This is a genomic window from Halomonas sp. GD1P12 (genome assembly GCF_025725645.1).
Classification (GTDB): domain Bacteria; phylum Pseudomonadota; class Gammaproteobacteria; order Pseudomonadales; family Halomonadaceae; genus Vreelandella.
The window spans coordinates 1,616,464-1,632,012 of record NZ_CP107007.1; the positions used below are offsets into that span (position 1 = coordinate 1,616,464).

Consider the following 15,549-nt stretch of genomic DNA (forward strand, 5'->3'; position numbering starts at 1 on the left):
CCATGAGCAGCGAACGCTACCATCAGCATTTCACGGTTTCCTGGGACCAGCTTCACCGCGACGTGCGCGCCCTGTGCCACCAGCTCATCGAGCGCGACTTCAAGGGGATCGTTGCGATCACGCGAGGCGGACTGATTCCTGCCGCGCTCATCGCCCGCGAGCTCAACATTCGCCTGATCGATACGGTCTGCATCAAAAGCTATGACCACATGGATCAGGGCGGGCTTGGTGTATTGAAAGGCGTCGATCATGACGGCGATGGTTGGCTTCTGGTCGACGACCTGGTCGATACTGGCAAGACCGCTCGCGCGGTGCGCGAAATGCTGCCCAAGGCGCACTTCGTCACCATTTACGCCAAGCCCGACGGTCGTCCGCTGGTCGATCAATACCTGACCGAAGTCGGCCAAAACTGTTGGATCCAGTTTCCCTGGGACATGGGCGTTGCCTATGTCGAGCCGCTCGCCGACCAAATCAAAAAGTGAGATGAGATGACCGACCCTTTACCGACAGAGTGGAGTCAGTGGCTGGGCCAAGAGTTTCAGGCCGATTACATGGCCTCGCTCAAGGCGTTTCTGGCCGAAGAGAAAGCGGCGAAAAAGGTGATTTACCCGCACTCCTCGAACTGGTTTCGTGCCTTCGAGCTGACGCCGCTTTCACAGGTAAAGGTCGTCATTCTGGGCCAGGACCCGTATCACGGGCCCAATCAGGCCCATGGGCTCTGCTTTTCGGTCATGCCTGGCGTGCCGGTGCCGCCGTCGCTGGTCAATATTTACAAAGAGCTTGAAAGCGACGTCGGCTTTACACCGGTCAACCACGGCTTTCTGGAAGACTGGGCAAAACAGGGCGTGCTGCTTTTGAACACCGCCTTGACCGTCGAGCGCGGTAATGCCGCCTCGCATCGCGGCAAGGGGTGGGAGGGTTTCACCGACGCGGCAATCAAAACGGTGAGTGAGCACGCCGAGCCGTGCGTTTTCCTGCTGTGGGGTAGTCACGCCCGACAGAAGAAAGCGCTGATCGATCAGTCGCGGCATTTGATTCTGGAATCACCGCACCCGTCGCCGCTGTCGGCCCATCGCGGTTTTCTGGGGAATCGTCATTTCTCCCAGGCCAATCGTTTCCTGGAAGAGCAGGGGCGCGCGCCGATCACTTGGCAATTGCCCGCGACCCCTTAACCTTGCCCCCGGTTGCGGGTAGAATAGCGCGCAATTTTGCGCCGGCCGGGCGCTTTTAACCCTGCAGTGAGGTAGTTCCATGAGTGTTTACGCCATTAATCATCCGCTCGTCCAGCACAAGTTGGGCCTCATGCGGGAAGGGGGTCTGAGCACCAAGAGCTTTCGCGAACTGGCAGGGGAAGTGGCCAAACTGCTGACCTACGAAGCGACCAAGGATCTCGAGATCGAGGATCACGAGATCGAGGGCTGGAATGGCGAGCGCATCAAGACCCAGCGCTTGAAGGGCAAGAAGGTCACCGTCGTGCCGATTCTACGCGCAGGCCTTGGCATGCTCGAAGGTGTCACCGACCTGATCCCGAGCGCCCGGGTCAGCGTGGTCGGGCTTTATCGCGATGAAGAGACGCTCCAGCCGGTACCCTATTTTTCCAAGTTCGCCAACGATATCGAAGAGCGTATGGCGATCGTCATCGACCCGATGCTCGCCACCGGCGGCTCGATGATCGCCACGCTCGACATGCTGCGCGAGCGCGGCTGCGAAAGCATGAAAGTGATCGTGCTGGTCGCTGCGCCGGAAGGAATCGAGCGTGTGCGCGAGGCGCACCCGGATATCGATATCTACACCGCCTCCGTCGATGAGCGCCTGGACGAGAACGGCTATATCGTGCCGGGGTTGGGCGACGCCGGCGACAAGATCTTCGGAACGCGCTGATCGCGTTTTATACCGTGCCCCTTGCGCTTTGCGCCGGGGGCTTTTTTTTGGGTGGCCACTATGAGCCGCCCGCATCGCAACTGATAACGCCGGTGCCCGTTGGGTACCAAGAGTACGTTAAGGAACGTGATATGAGTACCGCTTCATCCCGTGAGTCCTGGCCCAGAACGCTTCTGACCGGCGCCCAGATGCTCTTCGTGGCCTTTGGCGCGCTGGTGCTGGTGCCGCTTTTGACCGGTCTTGACCCGAGTGTGGCGCTGTTCACCGCCGGCGTGGGTACGCTGGTCTTTCACGGCGTGACCCGTCAAAGCGTGCCGGTGTTTCTGGCGTCATCCTTTGCCTTCATTGCGCCGATTCAAGGCTCGATCGCCCACTTTGGCGTCTCGGCGACGCTTGGCGGGCTGATCGCCGCGGGTCTGGTTTATACCGTTATCTCGCAAATTATTCGTCTAAAAGGGGTGGGGTGGCTGAATCGACTGCTGCCGCCGGTCGTGGTGGGACCGGTGATCATGGTGATCGGCCTTGCCCTGGCACCGACGGCGGTGAGTATGGCGGTGGGAGATACCAGCGATAACATCGGCTACGGTCAAGCGATCTTTCTCTCCATGGCGAGCCTTTTCGTCACCCTGGTGCTGGCGGTGTTCGGTCGCGGGCTTCTACGTCTGGTGCCGATCATGGGTGGGGTCGTCACCGGCTATACGCTGGCGCTGATCATGGGTGTGGTCGACTTCACGCCCATCCGCGAGGCGGCCTGGCTGTCGGTACCGGCCTTCACCGCGCCGAGCTTTCACTGGGCGGCGATTCTGTTCATGATTCCCGTGGCGATCGCCCCGGCGGTCGAGCATATTGGCGACATGGTGGCGATCGGCTCGGTCACGCGGCAAAACTATCTGGAAAAGCCCGGCCTGCATCGCACGCTGTTGGGCGACGGCCTGGCCACCATGGTGGCGGCGCTGTTCGGCGGCCCGCCCAACACGACCTACTCGGAAGTCACTGGCGCCGTCACGCTCACCCGCGCGTTCAACCCGATCTACATGATCGTCGCCGCCGTGCTGGCGATTCTGCTGGCCTTTATCAGCAAGCTCGGCGCGCTGCTGCTGACCATTCCGGGGCCGGTCATGGGCGGCATCATGACGCTGCTGTTCGGTTCGATCGCGGTGGTGGGCATGAACACCCTGGTGCGCGCGGGGCAGTCGTTGACCGAGCCGCGCAACCTGGTCGTGGTGTCACTGATCCTGGTATTCGGTATTGGCGGCATGCAGTTTGGCGGCGGCCAGTTCACCCTTCAGGGCGTTAGCCTGGCCGCGCTGGTCGGTATCGTGCTTAATGCCATTCTCCCCCCGGAAAAAGAGCTCGCCTAGGCGGGCGTGGAGATGCTCTTGCAACCCATCAGTGCGCCGTTTCCGGTGCTGGGCGTGGCGGCCTGGAGCGGAACGGGCAAGACAACGCTTCTGACCGAACTATTGCCGCGCCTTAAAAAGGCCGGCCTGAACGTGGGTGTGATCAAGCACGCCCACCACGCCTTCGATATCGACAAGCCCGGTAAGGATAGTTACCGGCTTCGCGAGGCCGGCGCCGCGCCGATGCTGGTGGCATCCAACCAGCGCTACGCGCTGATGCAGGAGACGCCGGCGCAGAGGCAAGCCGGCCAGGAAGGGCCGGATCTTTTACACCTGCTGTCACTCATGGCGGCACACCGGCCGGACCTGGTCATCGTCGAGGGTTTCAAGACCTGGCCGCTTTCCAAGCTCGTGCTCTACCGCGATGGCATTGGCGATGAGTCGATTATACAAAGCGACAACGTGGTGGCGGTGGCGCTCAAGGGCGAAGCCCCCGAGCGGCTTGACGCTTCTATCCCGCAGCTAAACCTTGATAACATCGACGAGATCGCGCGCTGGGTACTCGAATGGACCCGCGCGCACCGTGACGAGAGCACCGCAATGACCAGGGATAACGACATGCAGCTGACGCATCTGAACGCCCAGGGCGAAGCCAATATGGTGGATATCGCCGATAAAGAGGAGTCCCGCCGGGAAGCGGTGGCGTCAGGGCGCATCGTCATGGCGCCGGCTACGCTCAAGCTCTTGAGCGACGGCGAGCTTCCCAAGGGCGATGTGCTGGCCACGGCGCGTATCGCCGGTATTCAGGCAGCCAAGCGCACCTCTGAACTGATTCCGCTGTGTCACTCGCTGTCGCTGAGCAAGGTGAGCGTCGACTTTACGCTCGATTTCGACACCGGCGCGGTGAATGTCGAGGCGCTTTGCCGGCTCAGCGGGCGTACCGGTGTCGAAATGGAGGCGCTAACCGCGGTGTCGGTGGCGTGCCTGACGCTTTACGACATGTGCAAGGCGGTCGACAAGGAGATGCGCATCGAGGCGATTCAGCTCGAGAGCAAGCAGGGTGGGGTGCGCGGCGACTATCAGCGCCAGAATGGGCCGATCGTCACCGGTGAGGGTAACCCGGGCGAGGTGAGCGTGGGCGAGCGCTGTAGCGTGTCGCCCTGCGTACGGGTCAAGTTTCTGGCCGAGCTGCGTGAGCAGGTCGGCGAAAGTGATCTATCGCTGTCGCTTTCTGATCTCGAAAGCCGCGACGTGGCCGGGCTCAAGGCGTACCTGAAGGCGCGCGACGCGCGCTTTTCCGCACTGGCGGACAAGCGCACGCTCTGCGCCGTCAACCAGGTGATGGCCAACGATAGCGCGCCAATCACCGATAAAGACGAGATCGCCTTTTTCCCGCCAGTTACCGGAGGCTGAATGCAGACGCCTTCCTCTGAGCAAGCGCTCGCTTCGGGAGCGGATACGCCGCCTATTCACATCCGCGTGCAGCAGGAGGCCTTCATTTTTGATGAGGGCTACGAGACGCTCATCGAACATCGTCAGGATGTCGGGGCGCTGGTGAGCTTCACCGGCCTCGTACGCGATTTCAACGAAACGCCGGACGTCACGGGGCTCACGCTCGAGCACTATCCGGGCATGACCGAAAAGGCGCTCACCGATATCGCGGTGGAGGCCGCTTCGCGCTGGGCGCTCAAAGGCGTGGTGATTGTGCACCGGGTCGGGCATCTGCGCCCGGGGGATCCGATCGTACAAGTGGTGGTGGCCAGCGCTCACCGGCGCGACGCCTTCAGTGCCTGCGACTTCATCATGGATATTCTCAAGACCCGCGCACCCTTCTGGAAAAAGGAGCACTCGCGCCAGGGCGATTACTGGGTCAAGGAGCGCGCCACCGATTTTGACGATGCCGCGCGCTGGTAGGAGGCGATCAAGGAGGGCGTTGGTGGGCGCGTGTAAGGGGCTACCCGGCTCAAGCGCCGGGCGGCTCGGTCGCCATGATCTGAAGGTGCACCTCCGGCAGATGCTGGCAGTGGTGTCCCAGCCAGCGAACCAGCCCCGGCGTCAGTGCTTCTCTGAGTTCGGCGAGGGAGTCGACTTCGATTTCGTCGAGCCGCTCGTCGAGCCAATCGCTAAAGCTCTCTTCGTCGATGGGGCTGGCGCCACTGGCGTCTAGCATCAAACGCCCGATACGCTGCCAGCCGGTCTCAGAAGCGCATACCGGCAGTGCCAGAAACAGCGTGCCGCGCCGCGCGCCGCTCGACTGGCCGTCCGCAAGCCCGGGGTGGCGCGTCACGCTGTTTTGATCCACCACCTGGGGCAACTGCGGGTGGCGCGCCTCAACGCGTAACCCTTCGTTATCCAGACATAGCATATCGCCATTGACCGGGGCCAGCGGCGCCTTGATGCCGAGCTCTTGCGCCAGCGCCTGGTGCGCCTGCTGATGCACCGTTTCGCCGTGAACCGGCAGCAGCGCGGTGGGCCGAACCCAGCGGTAGAGCGTTTTGAGCTCCTCCTGGGCGGGATGGCCGGTGGCGTGAAGCTCCGGGTGGTTGTTCTCGTCGAAAAGCTGAACGCCGAGCTGAGTGAAACGCTTCTTGAGCGCCGCGATCGGGCGCTCGTTGCCGGGAATCGCCTTGGCGGAAAAAATGACGTTATCGCCGGCTTCCAGGTCCATGAACGGGTGGCGGCCCTGGGCCAGGCGCTGGAGCGCGGCGCGCGGCTCGCCCTGGCTTCCGGTGGCGATCACCACCACTTCGTCCGGTGGCAGATAGCCCAGGTCCTGGGGCGGCACCAGCGGCGGAAAATCGTCGAGATAGCCAAGACCGCGGGCCACACCGACCATGCGCTCCATCGAGCGGCCCATCAGGCTCACACGGCGCCCGCTTTGGGCCGCCGCCTGGCCGATCGCCCACACACGCGCCAGATTGCTGGCAAAGCAGGAGACCACCACGCGCCCGGTACAGGCCTTGAGCGTTTGCGTCAGCGCGTTGGCCACCGAACCTTCGCTGCCGGCACTGCCCGGAAGCGGCGCGTTGGTCGAATCACCCACCACCAGATCCAGCGGTGCCAGCGCCTGAAAGTGCGCCGGGTCGACGCTCGGGCCGATCAAAGGCGTCGGGTCGAGCTTCCAGTCGCCGGTGTGCAATACCCGGTAGCCGCCGGCGAGCATCATGATCGCGCAGCTCTCGGGAATCGAGTGGGTCATCAGTAAATAGCGCAGCGTGAACGGGCCCTCTTCGAGGGCATCGTTGGGCTCGATCACGCGAATCGCGGCGCTTGAAAGATTGTGTTCGGCAAACTTGTGACGGAGTAACCCGGCGGCCAGGGGCGTGGCGTAGATCGGGCACTGCCATTTGGGCCAAAGCCAAGCGACCGCGCCGATGTGATCCTCATGGCCATGGGTGATGTAGAGCGCTTTAGGGGTAATCTCAAGCTCGGCCAGCGTATCGGTGCTGGGCACCTGTAGCGGAGCGCTGGGAAGATCCTGTCGAATCATCATCCCGCAATCAATGGCGATCCAGTGACCATCGAAACCATAAAGCGTCAGGTTCATTCCTATTTCACCGCAGCCCCCAAGCGGCAAAATGCGCAGGGGCGGTCGGCGTCGGGGGCGAAGTTGAACGCGGGATGGATCCATTGATTTTGAACAGCCTGAAAAGTAAGACTTTAACTATACGGTAAGGCGGGGGCGGCTAACAATCCTGGCAGTGTTCCCGATCGCCGCTTGCGCTACACTAACGCCCCCCAAGGCCTCAACGGTTCTTGACGACCCCGTCGGGTCGCGTCTTCGAAACGTGTATCAAGAGTGTATTCATGTCGCATTATTACCGTTTAGTGGTTTCCTGCCCCGATCAGGTAGGCATCGTGGCGCGCGTGTCGAGCTTCATTGCTCAGCACGGCGGCTCCATCACCGAGGCGAGCCAGCACTCGGATCTGCAAACGGGCCGATTTTTCATGCGCTACGAGATTCTCGCCGACTCCATCGGCATGAGCGCGGCCGAGCTCGAACAGGCGTTTGCGCCCATCGCCAACGCGTTTTCGATGCAGTGGGCGCTGGTCGATACCCAAAAGCGGCGCCGGGTCGTGATCATGGTGTCGAAAGAGTCCCACTGCCTGGTCGATCTGCTCTACCGCTGGCAGGCTGGCGAGCTCGACTGCGACATCGTGGGCATCATCTCCAACCACCCGGACATGCGCGCGCTAAGCGAGTGGTACGGGATCGATTATCACCACATCGCGGTCGACCCCAGCGACAAGCAGCCCGCGTTCGATGCGGTGCAGCGCCAGGTCGAGGCGCTCGAGGCGGACTGCATCGTGCTGGCGCGCTACATGCAGATTTTGCCGCCGGCGCTCTGTAGCCAATACGCCGGCCAGATCATCAACATCCACCACAGCTTTTTGCCGTCGTTTGCCGGTGCCAAGCCCTATCACCAGGCGTTCGAGCGCGGCGTGAAGCTGATCGGCGCGACCTGCCACTACGTGACCGAAGAGCTCGACGCCGGCCCGATCATCGAACAAGACATCCACCGCGTCAGCCACTGTCACACGCCCACGGATCTGGTGCGCTTTGGCCGCGACGTGGAGAAGTCCGTGCTCGCCCGCGGGCTCAGGTGGCACCTGGAAGATCGCGTGCTGATCGACGGCAACAAGACGGTCGTCTTCAACTAAAAAACGGGGCACGAAAGTGCCCCGTTTTTGGTTTATAAGCTTGAGGATGACAATACGGGCCGCCGTGCCGGGCTGACCGTAGCGAGGGTCTTTCGCCATGGATGGCGAAAGTAGCGCCCAGGGAAGGGTTCACAGCGCCCTCGCGCAGGGTTGCCCGGCACCGCCACATTTCCCTGTCTCAATCGATAGGTCAATTAACCCAGCGCCTGGCCACTGCCGCCGCGAATCACGCCAACGCCGACACCTTCGATATCGAGCTGCTGGGTGCGAAGATCGATTTCGATCGGAGCGAAATCGCTGTTCTCGGCGTGCAGCGTGACCTGGTGGCCGTCGCGGCGAAAACGCTTGACGGTGACTTCGTCCTCGAGGCGCGCCACGACGATCTGGCCGTCGCGTACCCGCTCGGTGCGGTGTACCGCCAGCAGGTCGCCTTCCAGAATGCCGATATCCTTCATCGACAGCCCGCGTACGCGCAGCAGGTAGTCGGCCTTCGGCGTGAAATACTCCGCCGGCAGCGGGCAGTAACGATCGATGTGTTCGGCGGCCAGAATCGGGCTGCCCGCGGCCACTTCGCCGATGATCGGCAGCCCCTGGGTCGCGGATTCGACGCTGTCGCTGGCTTCAGCGGCGGATTCCGCTGCTTCCACCCCTTCCTGATTGGGCAGGCGGATGCCGCGGGAGGTGTGGCGAATGATACGGATGGCGCCCTTGCGCTCGAGCGCGCGCAGGTGCTCTTCGGCCGCGTTGGGTGAGCGAAAGCCCAGCGCTTTGGCGATTTCGGCGCGGGTGGGTGGGTAGCCGTACTCGTTCATGGTCTTCACGATAAAATCGAATACGTGCTGCTGACGAACGGTAAGAGGACGAGGCATGGCTGACTCCAGGGTAAAAGGTAACTATAAAAAATGACTTAAATATATGTGTTTAAGTATACAGTATGTTCCTCTGTCCAGTATATGACTCAAGCCACGGATTATAAAGCCGTTCGCCTTTAAAAGAGGGCATATCAGGGTTTCGCACGATTGAGCCCGGCGTTTTAATGACCTACTATTTCGCGATGTTTTAAACACTCGTTTTCTGGAGGGCGCCATGGCGCAGTCTGATACCGTCACGCGTATTCTGGATACGGCGGAGGTGCTGTTCGCCGAGCGTGGCTTTGCAGAGACCTCTCTGCGCAACATCACTAGCAAGGCGCGGGTGAACCTGGCGGCGGTGAACTACCACTTCGGTTCGAAAAAGGCGCTGATTCAGGCGGTGTTTGCGCGCTATCTCGACCCCTTCAGCCAACGCTTTCACGAAGCGCTGGATGAGCTGCACGCCCGCTATGGTGATGATGAGATTCCTCTGGAAGTACTGCTCGAAACCATGGCCACGACGGTGTTGACCGTGCCGGCCGAGCGCAACAGCTTGAAAGTGTTCATGCGCCTGCTGGGGCTCGCCTACAGTCAGGCTCAGGGCCACCTTCGCCGCTATATCCAGGAGCAGTACGGCGATGTCTTCACTCGCTTTGTCGAGCTCGTTCGCCGCGCCACACCCGGCCTGCCCGACGCCGAGCGCTTCTGGCGGCTGCACTTCATGCTCGGCACGGTGATCTTCACGCTCTCCGGGCTCGATGCGCTGCGCGACATCGCGGCCAAGGAGTACAACGAGCAGGTCTCGGTACGTGATCTGGTGCGCCGACTGCGCCCGGTGGTCGTTGCCGCCATGAACGCGCCGCTTCCCCCGGCGATCGAGGAGGCTCATCATGGCCACGCCCATTCTGGCTGAGCTGCCGCCAACCGAGGCGCCATGGCTTGAAATCGACCTCACCGAGCAGCGCCTTCGCGCCTGGCAGGGAACGCGGGTGGTTCACGAATGCACGGTGTCGTCCGGTGCAAACGGGGTGGGGCAACACGAAGGCAGCGGCCAGACGCCTGGCGGCTGGCACTACGTGCGCGCCTCGATCGGCCAGGGCCTGCCGGAAAACGCGGTGTTTCGCGGGCGCCGCTTTACCGGTGAAGTTTTTAGTCCCACTTTGGGTGAACAAAATCCTGATCGTGACTGGATTTTGACGCGTATTCTTTGGCTCTGCGGGCTCGAGCCCGGGGTCAACCGTGGCGGATCCGTCGACTCCCAACGCCGCTATATCTATCTGCACGGCACTCCACCACATGAGCCCATGGGCGTTGCGGCGTCCCACGGCTGTGTGCGCCTGAGAAATCAGGACCTGCTGTGGGTATTCGAGGTCGCCGTGCCGGGTACGCCGGTTTGGCTTCATACCTGACCCACGACCCGCCGGTTTTGTTTGAGCGCGGCGATCGACTAGAATGAGCGCCCGTTTTGTTGGATAGATGCCGATGACGCAACCGCTTGGCCCGGTCATGCTCGACCTCGAAGGGCCCTTTATCACGCGCGCCGAAAAAGCGCTTCTGGCCGATACCGCCGTGGGCGGGGTGATCCTGTTTTCACGCAACGTCGAAAGCGCCGAGCAGGTCAGCGCACTGTGCCAGGACATACGCCGCATTCGACCCGATCTGCTGCTCGGTATCGACCAGGAGGGCGGTCGTGTCCAGCGCATCAAATCCGGCGTGACGCGCCTGCCTGCCATGGCGCGTATCGGCGAGCTTTACGCCGAAGACCCGGAGCAGGGCGGGCAGCTGGCAAGCGACACCGGCTGGCTGTTGGGCATGGAGATGGCAGCCTGCGGGCTCGACCTGAGCTTCGCGCCGGTGCTCGATGTGGAGAGCGGAGTGTCGAGCGTGATCGGCGATCGCAGCTTCAGCGACAACCCGGAGCACGTCGCCGCGCTCGGCGCTCGCTTCATCCACGGCCTCCACGAGGCGGGCATGGCCGCCATCGGCAAGCACTTTCCCGGCCACGGCGGCATCGAAGCCGACACCCACGTGACGCTTGCCGAAGATTCCCGCTCCCTTGCTGCGCTCAAGGCCCGGGATCTGTTGCCATTTACCCGCCTGGCCTCGCAGCTCGACGGCGTCATGCCCGCTCACGTGGTGTATTCGGCGTTCGATCCGCGCCCGGCGGGCTTCTCTCCCGCTTGGCTTGGGATGCTTAGAGAATCGCTCGGTTTCAAGGGCGCCATCTTTTCTGATGATCTCACCATGGCCGGGGCCCACGTAGCGGGCAGCCCCGTCGATCGCGCCCAGGCGGCGCTGGCCGCGGGCTGCGACATGCTTTTGGTATGCAACGACCGCGACGCCGCGCTCGAGGTGGTAGGTCACTGCCAGGCGCTTGGCAACAAGCGCATCGGCAAGTTGCGCTACGCCCGCGCGCGGCCGGATCTCAAGGCGCTGTCCGCGCTCAAGCGCTGGCGCCGCACGAATGCAAGGCTTGGCGAGCTAGTCGATTAACACACGGCGCGCCCAACTCGACACCTCTTTAGACTCTCGAAGCGCGGGCGGCTGATCGCGCTTCGTTTTTTTGCTACCGCTACCGGAGCCCATGATGGCCAAACTCGATAAAGAAGCGCTCGAATCATTGGATTCGATGCGCGAACTGATGGATAACGCCGACTGCCTGATCACCCAGGCCCAGGTCGAAGAGGCGCTGGACCGCATGGCAGAGGCCATTACCGCGGATTTGGGCGACAAGCTGCCGGTTTTTTACTGCGTGATGAACGGCGGTCTGATCACCACCGGCCACCTGCTGACGCGTCTGGGCTTTCCGCTGGAAGTGGATTACCTGCACGCCACGCGCTATCGCAACGAGCTGCGCGGCGGCGAGCTTTTCTGGCGCGTCTCGCCGGAGGTGCCGATGGCCGGGCGTCACGTGGTGATCATCGACGATATTCTCGATGAAGGCGCCACACTCGCCGCGATTTTGAAGTATTGCGAAGAGGCCCAGGCGGCCAGCGTCACGACCGCGGTGCTGGTCGATAAAAAGCACGATCGCAAGGCCGTGCCCGGGCTCAAGGCGGACTACTGCGGCCTGGAGGTGGCGGACCGCTATGTGTTCGGCTTTGGCATGGATTACAAGGGCTACTGGCGCAACGCCCCGGGCATCTTTGCGCCCAAGGGCCTTTGAGGCGTTTTCGATCGTACTGTTTAACGGGGTGAGAAGCGCCGCGCCAGTCCCGTTTCAGCGATCATGCGCGTCGAGATCTCCTCGATCGAGAAGCGCGTGGTGTCGATAAACGGAATGCTCATCGCCCGGTAGAGCGACGCCGCCTGTTCGACCTCCTGCACGCACTGATCGATCGAGCTGTAGCGGCTGTTCGGGCGGCGCTCGTTGCGAATCGCCGAGAGCCGTCGCGGGTCGATGGTCAGCCCAAAAAGCTTGTGGCGGTGAGGGGCGAGCACCCTGGGAAGCTTGAGGCTTCCGTCCTCGTCCAGATCGTCGTCGGTCAGCGGGTAATTGGCCGCACGGATGCCGAATTGCAGCGCGAGATACAGTGAGGTGGGGGTCTTGCCACAGCGCGACACGCCCACCAGGATCACGTCCGCCTGATCGTACTGGTGGGTGCGCGCGCCATCGTCGTTATCGAGCGCAAAGTGCACCGAGTGGATGCGATCCATGTAAACGTCGTCGCTGCCGATGGCGTGGGTGCGGCCCACGCTGTAGGAGGAGTGGGTCGCAAGCTCCTGCTCCAGCGGCTCGAGGAAGGTCGAAAAGACGTCGACCTTGAAGCCTTCGGCGCGACGGATCACATCGCGAATGTCCTGATCGACGATGGTGTCGATGATGATCGGGCGCTGGCCGTCGCGGTTGGCGGTGGCGTCGATGATGTCTGCCAGCGCCTGGGCCTTTTCGATCGTATCGATGTAGGGCTTGGTCAGCATCGTGATCTCGACGCCGCTGAACTGCGCCAGAAGGCTTCGTCCCAGACTTTCGGCGGTGATGCCCGTCCCGTCGGAAATGAAAAACGCCGTGCGTTTCATGTCGTTCTCCTGCCTGTGAATTCAAGCGCTATTCTTACCGCTTCATCGCGCCAGCACAACGTGTCGCAAACGCGAAGCCAAAGGCCGCTCGCAGGCGCCCGACTACAGAAAAGCCCTTCAATGCCGCTATGTTGTAAAAAACCTTCAGTGACTTGTTACTTAGACTAATGGCGAATACGAGGGGCGGGTGATAGGGTGACACGCTCGATGACAGTGACCGACATGACGGGGTTGCCCCGTCACCTGGTTCAAGGCGCGGTGGACGTTAGCCGTTGAAGACAAAAGGGGTGTTGCGTGCAAGAGTACATTGTGTGGTTCGAGCAGTTGGGCATGAACGACGTCGAGCGCGTGGGCGGCAAGAACGCCTCGCTCGGCGAGATGATCTCCAACCTGGCGGAAGCCGGTGTCACCGTCCCTGGCGGCTTTGCCACCACCGCTCATGCCTATCGCGAATTTCTCGCCCATGAAGGCTTGAACGACCGTATCAACGCGCTGCTGGCGCGTCTGGACGTCGACGACGTCAAGGCGCTTGCCGAGGCGGGTAGCGCCATCCGCCAGTGGATCATCGATACGCCGTTGCCGCCGAGTTTCGAGGCCGCGCTGCGCGATGCCTACTCGGCACTTCAGGAGCGCCACCCGAATCTCAAGGCCGCGGTGCGCAGCTCCGCCACCGCGGAAGATTTGCCGGACGCCTCCTTTGCCGGCCAGCAGGAGACCTTCCTCAACATAGAAGGCTTCGATAACGTCAAACGCGCCGTGCACGAAGTGTTCGCCTCCTTGTTCAACGACCGTGCGATCTCCTACCGCGTGCACCGCGGCTACGCCCACGAAAACGTGGCGCTCTCCGCCGGCGTTCAGAAAATGGTGCGCTCGGAAACCGGCGCCTCCGGCGTCATGTTCACTCTCGATACCGAGTCCGGCTACCGTGACGCGGTGTTCGTCACCGCCTCCTGGGGGCTGGGAGAAACCGTGGTGCAGGGCGCGGTCAACCCGGACGAGTTCTACGTTCACAAGCCGACCCTTGAAGCCGGCCGCCCGGCGGTACTGCGCCGCACGCTCGGTTCCAAGTTGATCAAGATGGTTTACGGTGAAAGCGCCAGCGCCGGCAAGTCCGTGGCCACCGTCGACGTGCCGCTTTCCGATCGCGGACGCTTTTGTATCAACGATGAGCAGGTCATGGATCTTGCCCGCCAGGCGATGATCATCGAGAAGCACTACCAGCGGCCAATGGACATCGAGTGGGCGCTGGACGGCGACGACGGCAAGCTCTATATCGTTCAGGCGCGCCCGGAAACCGTGGTTTCCCAGCAGGAGGGCGGCAAGCTCGAGCGCTTCCACCTGAAAGAGAAGGGGCGCAAGCTGATCACCGGGCGCGCCATTGGCCAGCGGATCGGCAGCGGTACGGTCAAGATCGTGATGACGCCGGACGAAATGGACAAGATCCATGACGGCGATATCCTGGTGACCGACATGACCGATCCGGATTGGGAGCCGATCATGAAGCGCGCCTCGGCGATCGTCACCAACCGCGGTGGGCGCACCTGCCACGCGGCGATCATCGCCCGCGAACTCGGCATTCCCGCGGTCGTGGGCTGTGGCGATGCCACCACGGCGCTGCGCGAGGGTGTGGACGTCACGGTGTCCTGCTCCGAAGGCGACACCGGCAACGTCTACGAAGGACTTCTGGATTACGAGTGCAAGGTGTCGAGCGTCGACGCCATGCCGGACATCCCGTTCAAGATCATGATGAACGTCGGCAACCCGGACCGCGCCTTTGGCTTTGCCGGGCTACCCAGCGCCGGTGTGGGCCTTGCGCGCCTCGAGTTCATCATCAACCGCATGATCGGCGTTCACCCCAAGGCGCTTCTGGAGTACGACCGCCAGACGCCGGATCTCAAGCAGGTGATCGACGCTCGCACCGCCGGCTACGATGACCCGGTCAGCTTCTACGTCGACAAGCTCGTCGAGGGTATCTCGACGCTGGCGGCGGCGTTCTATCCGCAGCGCGTGATCGTGCGCCTGTCGGACTTCAAGTCCAACGAGTACGAAAACCTGATCGGCGGCAAGCTTTACGAGCCCGGCGAAGAGAACCCGATGCTCGGCTTTCGCGGCGCTTCGCGCTACGTGTCCGAATCGTTTCGGCCCTGTTTCGAGCTCGAGTGCAAAGCGCTCAAGCGGGTACGCGATGAAATGGGCTTCAAGAACGTCGAGATCATGGTGCCCTTCGTGCGCACGACCGGCGAGGCGAAACAGGTCGTCGAGCTGCTCGCCGCCAACGGCCTGGAGCGCAGCGCCGGCGTGGACGGCCTGAAAGTGATCATGATGTGCGAGCTGCCGGCAAACGCCTTGCTGGCCGACGAGTTTCTGGAGTACTTCGACGGCTTCTCGATCGGCTCCAACGATTTGACCCAGCTAACGCTTGGGCTCGATCGTGACTCCGGTATCGTCGCGCACCTGTTCGACGAGCGTAACGAGGCGGTCAAAAAACTGCTCTCCATGGCGATCCAGGCGTGCAAGGCGAAAGGAAAATACGTCGGCATTTGCGGTCAGGGGCCGTCGGATCATCCGGAGCTTGCCAAGTGGCTGATGGAGCAGGGCATCGACTCGGTTTCGCTCAACCCGGACGCGGTGCTGGAAACCTGGTTCATGCTGGCCGGTGAAACCATCGCCTAAATCGATACGTTTTTTAAGCCTCGACCCGCCCGGCCATTGTGCCGGGCGGATGCGTTTTATAGGCTATCTTGTTGAGTGAGTGTCGAACCCCGTTTTTTCCGTTCAGATGTGCCGGCGTTTAC

General features: G+C 62.2%; 15 protein-coding genes and 1 pseudogene. 13 read left to right on the plus strand and 3 right to left on the minus strand.

The genetic code is table 11. The features are described from left to right. Positions 1-2: 2 nt before the first annotated feature. The 7 genes and pseudogenes from gpt (at position 3) to moaE (ending at position 5,135) form a co-directional block, all read left to right on the plus strand. Positions 3-482 (plus strand): xanthine phosphoribosyltransferase, encoded by a 480-nt coding sequence (gene gpt / locus OCT39_RS07570; protein ID WP_252109225.1) that lies wholly within the window; start codon positions 3-5, stop codon positions 480-482. A 6-nt stretch (positions 483-488) separates the two neighbouring features. Next, positions 489-1,172, plus strand: a complete 684-nt coding sequence (gene ung, locus OCT39_RS07575; RefSeq protein WP_263587049.1) for a uracil-DNA glycosylase — start codon at positions 489-491, stop codon at positions 1,170-1,172. 79 nt (positions 1,173-1,251) lie between these two features. Continuing rightward, complete coding sequence (upp, locus tag OCT39_RS07580; protein WP_252109223.1) at positions 1,252-1,881, plus strand: uracil phosphoribosyltransferase; 630 nt, start codon at positions 1,252-1,254, stop codon at positions 1,879-1,881. A gap of 131 nt (positions 1,882-2,012) precedes the next feature. After that, positions 2,013-3,242, plus strand: coding sequence for a uracil-xanthine permease family protein (locus OCT39_RS07585; protein ID WP_263587050.1), 1,230 nt, complete (start codon positions 2,013-2,015; stop codon positions 3,240-3,242). Between the two features lie 12 nt (positions 3,243-3,254). After that, positions 3,255-3,779: pseudogene (gene mobB, locus OCT39_RS07590) on the plus strand (molybdopterin-guanine dinucleotide biosynthesis protein B); the annotation flags it as partial. A gap of 60 nt (positions 3,780-3,839) precedes the next feature. Then, positions 3,840-4,634 (plus strand): cyclic pyranopterin monophosphate synthase MoaC, encoded by a 795-nt coding sequence (gene moaC, locus OCT39_RS07595; RefSeq protein ID WP_263587304.1) that lies wholly within the window; start codon positions 3,840-3,842, stop codon positions 4,632-4,634. Beyond that, entirely contained in the window at positions 4,635-5,135 is a 501-nt protein-coding gene (gene moaE, locus OCT39_RS07600) for a molybdopterin synthase catalytic subunit MoaE (RefSeq protein WP_263587051.1), read from the plus strand. It begins immediately after the preceding gene. Positions 5,136-5,184: 49 nt separating this feature from the next. On the opposite strand, the gene OCT39_RS07605 is transcribed toward moaE, so the two are convergent. Further along, positions 5,185-6,768 carry a ribonuclease J gene (locus tag OCT39_RS07605; protein ID WP_263587052.1) on the minus strand — a complete coding sequence of 528 codons (1,584 nt, stop codon included), beginning with the start codon at positions 6,766-6,768 and terminating at the stop codon, positions 5,185-5,187. A 260-nt stretch (positions 6,769-7,028) separates the two neighbouring features. Here OCT39_RS07605 and purU point away from each other — a divergent pair, with 260 nt between their 5' ends. Then, the gene (gene purU, locus OCT39_RS07610; RefSeq protein ID WP_263587053.1) at positions 7,029-7,883 is read left to right on the plus strand and encodes a formyltetrahydrofolate deformylase; all 855 of its coding nucleotides are present in this window, start codon (positions 7,029-7,031) and stop codon (positions 7,881-7,883) included. Between the two features lie 194 nt (positions 7,884-8,077). Here the strand turns inward: purU and lexA are convergent, their stop codons facing one another. Further along, on the minus strand, positions 8,078-8,752 hold the full coding sequence (lexA, locus tag OCT39_RS07615) for a transcriptional repressor LexA (RefSeq protein WP_263587054.1): 675 nt from the start codon (positions 8,750-8,752) through the stop codon (positions 8,078-8,080). A gap of 217 nt (positions 8,753-8,969) precedes the next feature. Here lexA and OCT39_RS07620 point away from each other — a divergent pair, with 217 nt between their 5' ends. The 4 genes from OCT39_RS07620 (at position 8,970) to OCT39_RS07635 (ending at position 11,900) form a co-directional block, all read left to right on the plus strand. Then, complete coding sequence (locus tag OCT39_RS07620) at positions 8,970-9,647, plus strand: TetR/AcrR family transcriptional regulator (RefSeq protein WP_263587055.1); 678 nt, start codon at positions 8,970-8,972, stop codon at positions 9,645-9,647. Then, positions 9,625-10,143, plus strand: coding sequence for a L,D-transpeptidase (locus OCT39_RS07625; protein WP_263587056.1), 519 nt, complete (start codon positions 9,625-9,627; stop codon positions 10,141-10,143). Before OCT39_RS07620 ends, OCT39_RS07625 begins: the two co-directional genes overlap by 23 nt. 73 nt (positions 10,144-10,216) lie before the next feature. Further along, positions 10,217-11,227, plus strand: a complete 1,011-nt coding sequence (gene nagZ, locus OCT39_RS07630) for a beta-N-acetylhexosaminidase (protein WP_263587057.1) — start codon at positions 10,217-10,219, stop codon at positions 11,225-11,227. Between the two features lie 94 nt (positions 11,228-11,321). Then, positions 11,322-11,900, plus strand: coding sequence for a hypoxanthine-guanine phosphoribosyltransferase (locus tag OCT39_RS07635; RefSeq protein ID WP_263587058.1), 579 nt, complete (start codon positions 11,322-11,324; stop codon positions 11,898-11,900). Between the two features lie 20 nt (positions 11,901-11,920). On the opposite strand, the gene OCT39_RS07640 is transcribed toward OCT39_RS07635, so the two are convergent. Beyond that, on the minus strand, positions 11,921-12,754 hold the full coding sequence (locus tag OCT39_RS07640; protein ID WP_263587059.1) for a pyruvate, water dikinase regulatory protein: 834 nt from the start codon (positions 12,752-12,754) through the stop codon (positions 11,921-11,923). A 294-nt stretch (positions 12,755-13,048) separates the two neighbouring features. Here OCT39_RS07640 and ppsA point away from each other — a divergent pair, with 294 nt between their 5' ends. Then, positions 13,049-15,427, plus strand: coding sequence for a phosphoenolpyruvate synthase (gene ppsA / locus OCT39_RS07645; protein ID WP_263587060.1), 2,379 nt, complete (start codon positions 13,049-13,051; stop codon positions 15,425-15,427). The last annotated feature ends 122 nt before the right edge of the window (positions 15,428-15,549 follow it).